Origin of the sequence: Paeniglutamicibacter sp. (genome assembly GCF_046714615.1) — a bacterium.
Classification (GTDB): Bacteria; Actinomycetota; Actinomycetes; order Actinomycetales; family Micrococcaceae; genus Paeniglutamicibacter.
This window is the reverse complement of sequence record NZ_JBKKAP010000169.1, coordinates 1-4,428: the sequence shown is the minus strand read 5'-3', so window position 1 is coordinate 4,428 and position 4,428 is coordinate 1. Positions and strand designations below refer to the sequence as shown.

At 66.3% G+C, this 4,428-nt stretch carries 5 protein-coding genes and 1 pseudogene; 5 read left to right on the top strand and 1 reads right to left on the bottom strand.

The genetic code is table 11. The features are described 5' to 3' along the window. The 4 genes and pseudogenes from ACLQ7E_RS20185 to arfB all read left to right on the top strand — a co-directional run. Positions 1-241 (top strand): annotated as a pseudogene (locus tag ACLQ7E_RS20185) (formimidoylglutamate deiminase); the annotation flags it as partial. After that, positions 238-1,437: an imidazolonepropionase gene (gene hutI / locus ACLQ7E_RS20180; protein ID WP_411734367.1), complete on the top strand. Its 1,200-nt coding sequence runs from the start codon at positions 238-240 to the stop codon at positions 1,435-1,437. The pseudogene ACLQ7E_RS20185 and the gene hutI, both read left to right, overlap by 4 nt. A 45-nt stretch (positions 1,438-1,482) precedes the next feature. Further along, positions 1,483-1,983: a thiol peroxidase gene (gene tpx, locus ACLQ7E_RS20175; RefSeq protein ID WP_411734366.1), complete on the top strand. Its 501-nt coding sequence runs from the start codon at positions 1,483-1,485 to the stop codon at positions 1,981-1,983. Between the two features lie 131 nt (positions 1,984-2,114). Then, the gene (gene arfB / locus ACLQ7E_RS20170; protein WP_411734365.1) at positions 2,115-2,537 is read left to right on the top strand and encodes an alternative ribosome rescue aminoacyl-tRNA hydrolase ArfB; all 423 of its coding nucleotides are present in this window, start codon (positions 2,115-2,117) and stop codon (positions 2,535-2,537) included. Positions 2,538-2,596: 59 nt separating this feature from the next. Here arfB and ACLQ7E_RS20165 read toward each other — a convergent pair whose 3' ends face one another. Then, on the bottom strand, positions 2,597-3,442 hold the full coding sequence (locus ACLQ7E_RS20165) for a phosphotransferase family protein (RefSeq protein WP_411734364.1): 846 nt from the start codon (positions 3,440-3,442) through the stop codon (positions 2,597-2,599). Between the two features lie 117 nt (positions 3,443-3,559). Here ACLQ7E_RS20165 and ACLQ7E_RS20160 point away from each other — a divergent pair, with 117 nt between their 5' ends. Next, positions 3,560-4,318 carry a CPBP family intramembrane glutamic endopeptidase gene (locus ACLQ7E_RS20160; RefSeq protein WP_411734368.1) on the top strand — a complete coding sequence of 253 codons (759 nt, stop codon included), beginning with the start codon at positions 3,560-3,562 and terminating at the stop codon, positions 4,316-4,318. Positions 4,319-4,428: the final 110 nt, after the last annotated feature.

Here is a 4,428-nt window from a genome sequence, read left to right as displayed (position 1 = left end):
GGGGGGGGGGGGGGGGGCGGGGGGGCTGCCCCACCCGCACTCGTGGGGGGGGGCGCCCCCCTCGGCGGGGCCCACCGCGGGCTCGCGTCCCGCCCAGCTTCCGCTCACCGCCACCGCAGCCGACATCGCCGAGGTGCACATCAACGGGGAGCTGGTCGCCCGCAACGGGATCCACACCCGGCTGGGCGACCCGGCCAAGCTTTACGCAGCCTTCTTCACCGAGAACCCGGAGTTTTCATGAGCACCACGCTGATCACCAACCTGGCCGAGGTCTTCACCTCCGACGCCGCCCAATCCGTCATCAAGGACGCCGCGATCCTCATCGACGGCGAAAAGATCGCCTGGATCGGGCCCGCGGCCGATGCCCCTCAGGCGGATAAGACCATCGACGCCGGCTACCGGGCGGCGCTGCCGGGCTGGGTCGACTCGCACACCCACCTGGTCTTCGCGGGGGACCGCAGCCAGGAGTTCGTGGCCCGCATGGCCGGGCAGAACTACGCCGCAGGCGGCATCGCCGTGACCACCGCCGCTACGCGGGCGGCCAGCGACTACGACCTCACCCGTCTGGTCATGGGCAGGGCGGCGGAGGCCCTGGCCGGGGGCACCACCTACCTGGAAACCAAGACCGGTTACGGGCTGGGCGTGGAAGAGGAAGCCCGGCACGCCCGCATCGCCTCGAGCGTGGTGGACCAGGTGACATTCCTGGGGGCCCACCTGGTGCCGGCGGGCATGGACGCCCAGGAATACACGGATCTGGTCTGCGGGGAAATGCTGGAGCGGGTGGGGCCCTACGTGCAGTTCGCCGACGTCTTCTGCGAGCGGGGCGCCTTCAACGAGGCCCAGTCCCGCCAGGTCCTCACCGCGTCACGGGATGCCGGACTGGGGCTTCGCGTCCACGGAAACCAGCTCGGCCCCGGCCCCGGGGTGCAGCTCGCGGTGGAATTCGGTGCCAAGAGCGTTGACCACGTGAACTACCTTGATGAAGCGGATGTGACGGCGCTCGCCGGCTCCTGGAAAAACTGGGATGCGGGTTCCCGGAGCGGGACGGCCGGTACCGTGGCGACCTGCCTGCCGGCCTGCGACCTTTCGACCCGGCAGCCGCTGGCGCCGGGCCGCGAACTGATCGATGCCGGGGTGCAGATCGCGCTGGCCTCGAATTGCAACCCCGGGACCTCCTACACCTCGTCGATGGCGTTTTGTGTGGCCACCGCCGTATTGCAGATGCACCTGAGCATCGAGGAAGCCATCACGGCTGCCACCTTCGGGGGAGCGTTGGCCCTGGGCGTGCAGGACCTTGTGGGGAGCTTGGAGGTGGGCAAGCGGGCAGACATCCAGCTGCTCAACGCCCCGGCCGTGGCGCACCTGGCCTACCGGCCGGGCATGAACCTCACCGGTCCGGTGTTCCGGGCAGGGGTGCTGGCGGCAGGACGCCTCTAGCGTATTCTTCGCGTTGGCCAGTGCGTTCGTGATAAACAAGAACACATGGCTATTACTGCACTCAAAGGTACCCCCGTCCAGATCGTTGGCGAACTGCCCGCCGTTGGCGCAATCGCACCGGAATTCACGCTTACCGGCGCCGACCTTGGCGACGTGACCAGCTCCGGGCTGCGCGGCAAGCGCGTCGTCCTGAACATCTTCCCGTCCATCGACACCGGCGTCTGCGCTTCCTCGGTCCGCCGCTTCAACGAGCTGGCCTCGGGACTCGAGAACACCGCGGTCGTTTGCGCCTCGGCCGACCTGCCGTTCGCGCTGGGCCGCTTCTGCGGTGCCGAGGGCATCGAAAACGTTGTTCCGACCTCGACCTTCCGCTCCGACTTCGGCGCCGAATTCGGCCTCACCCTGGGCGACGGCCCGATGCAGGGCCTGCTGGCCCGCGCGATCGTCGTCCTGGACGAGAACGGCGCGGTCCTGCACACCGAGGTTGTTCCCGAAATCACCACCGAGCCGAACTACGACGCAGCCATCGCGGCACTGTCCAACTAACGCTTAGGCCAAGGAGGCCGGGGCCGGATCCAAGAATTTCTTGGGTTCGTCCCCGGCCTTCTTTTTTCGTGTCCGGGTGCCCGGTTCACGGGCGGACTCCGGGCCCTCCCTCATCGTGCAAGACTTAAGGCATGGATTTGGAGGTGTCGCCCGCGCTCACGATCCCCGCGGTGGAACTGGGCTGGCGCTTTTCGCGTTCCTCCGGGCCAGGCGGCCAACACGTCAACACCTCGGACAGCCGCGTCGAGCTGTCCTGGAACGTGGCAGACTCATTGGTGCTTTCCGATGACCAGCGGACGTTGCTTCTGACGCGTCTGGGACGCCGCCTCATAGCCGGGACGATCACCGTGTCCGCTTCCGAGCGGCGCTCCCAGCTGCGCAACCGGGAGCTCGCCCTGGGCAAGCTCTCCGCCCTGGTGGCCGAGGGGCTGGCACCCGATGCAGCGCCCCGGCGTCCGACCAAGCGCACCCGAGGCTCGAACCAGCGGCGACTGGCCGCCAAGGGACAGCGCTCGGACACCAAGAAGCAGCGGCGTCGGCCCTCCGCCGAGTAGCAACGGCAGCAATGCCCCATTGCGGGCAACTCCCACGCCAAGGCAACGCCCGGTGCATGTCAGCCGGACGCCGCACAGGAAGCTGCGTGAATCCGCGGTGCAATCTTGTGCAGGAGCCTGTCCCTGTCTGCGTGGTTGTCGTGGGTGATCGTGTCAAAGAAGCTTTCCAAGCCCATGGCCCCGAGCCACACCTGCGCGCGCCACGCTTCCTCGGGCGACGGAGCGATGTCCTCCAGAAGGTCAGCTCCGTGCCAAAGGCCGAGGTAGGCGCTGTTCAGGGCAGGGTCCCATGCGGCCGCCAGGTCCCAATCCAGCACGCCGACCAAATGCCCGTCGATCCAGTGCATGTTGTGCCCGGCCAGGTCCCCGTGGACCAATGACGGCGTGATGCCGGAAAAGCCGGCAATGGTGGACAGCACCCGTTGCGCATCTGCGACCAGCTCGGCCGGTAGCGCGCGCAGCGTGGTTTCGGTCTTCGCCTCGTCCCAGGGGCCGCGAAAGGAAAACGGCGGGGCCAGCAGGTGGGCAAGTGGCCCGACATCGACGGCCGCGAATTCCTCGAGTACGGCGCGCAGGCGCGTGGCATCACCGGCGTGTGGCAGGTGCGCGGCACCCGGGATGTAGCGCTGCATGACGGCGGCGGAGCCATCGCCGTGCCAGACCTCGCTCAGTGCGGTGGGCAGCTGGAAACTGAATTTGCCCGACAGCGCCTGGACCAGGTCCACCCGCCGCTGCATGTCCCTGGCGGCTTCAACGGTGCGGCTCATCCGCATGACCGCCTGGCCGTCGGCCACCAGCACGAGGTGGAATTGTCCACCCTCCTCGACGCGCGCTGCCTTCCAATCCGGCCCCGGGTAAAGGATGTTGGCCAGCTCGTATTCGTGTCTCAGTGCTTCTCGTGTCACCTATCCATCCTTGCAGGTCAACACGTGTGTGGGTACACAGGATCAGCACGTAGGATCGAAGGCATGAGCCCAAAAGCGTCGGGGAACACGCATTTCAGCCAACTGTCGGCGAGATCGATGACTGACGTCGGAACGCGCCGCGGACTGAAGATCGAGCTGCTCATCGTCCTGGGGTTGTCCCTGGGGCAATCGGCCATCTACGCAATCGTGAACCTGATCGACAAGATGACGCGGGCGCCCCTGGGCTCACAGACCACTTCGCTGAATAATTCGTTGAACCAACGCCAGTACTTTGACCTGACCTACCAGTTGCTGGACATCTTCTTTGCCCTGGTTCCGGTGATGCTGGTGTTCTATCTGCTCTGGAGGATTCCGGGGGGCAATCCGTTTGCCCGGCTCGGCTTTGACCTGGCGCGGCCAGTCCGGGACCTGGGCTGGGGAACCGGACTGTTTCTGGCCATGGGCATCGGAACACTTGGGGTCTACGCGTTGGGCCGTGCGCTCGGGCTGACCACGATCATCGTGCCTGCGGCGTTGGACGACTATTGGTGGACGGTCCCGATACTTGTCTTCTCCGCGATCCGCCACGGCATCCTGGAAGAAGTCATCGTCGTCGGGTACCTCTTCGAGCGTCTTGGGCGCCTGGGCTGGGGCAAATGGCAGGTCATTTGCGCCAGTGCCGTGCTGCGGGGCAGCTACCACCTGTACCAAGGCATTGGCCCCTTCATCGGAAACGTCGCCATGGGCGTGGTCTTCGGCTACGTGTATTCGAAGAAGGGGAGGGTCATGCCGCTGGTCATAGCCCACGCGTTCCTGGATATTGCCGGTTTCGTGGGCTACGCCATGTTTGGCTCTGCCATCGGGCTCGGCTCGTAGCACTCGGTCCCGGTCGTGTCGCGCATGGTAGGCGATGTACGGCAACTGGCGGACGAAAAAACCGCGTGGTTTTTGGTTTTGAGGGCGGTGGCTGTTAACCCCCACCCCCC